Origin of the sequence: Streptomyces sp. BE303, from assembly GCF_036290945.1 — a bacterium.
Taxonomy (GTDB): Bacteria; Actinomycetota; Actinomycetes; order Streptomycetales; family Streptomycetaceae; genus Kitasatospora.
Genome location: NZ_JAQYWZ010000735.1, coordinates 1 through 326 on the forward strand (window position 1 = coordinate 1; position 326 = coordinate 326).

Sequence of the window (326 nt, forward strand, 5' to 3'; positions counted from 1 at the left end):
CCGAGCCTTCGGTCGCGGCGGCTTCGTCGGTGACCGGCCGCACGGTCGGTGTCGGGGACTGGTGGGACCCGGAGTACTGGGTCGACCAGTTCCGCAAGCCGGTCCGCTTCGCCGACGCCCTCGCGGCCGTCGACGGCGTCACCAGGTGCGTCGAACTCGGCCCGGACGGCGAGCTGTACGCGCTCGACCCGCAGCCCGACGACGTCCCGGCGCCGCTGCTGCGCCGCGACCGAGACGAAGACACCAACGTGCACACGGCGCTCGCGTCCCTCCTCGTCAACGCCGTCCAGGTCCACTGGTCCCCGCTGTACAACGTCGACCGACCG

General features: G+C 72.7%; 1 protein-coding gene. It reads left to right on the forward strand.

Annotated features, from left to right (window positions below; translation table 11 throughout):
* Positions 1–29: 29 nt before the first annotated feature.
* The coding region (locus PUR56_RS21975; RefSeq protein WP_329950168.1) for a hypothetical protein at positions 30–326 on the forward strand (297 nt) is incomplete at its 3' end.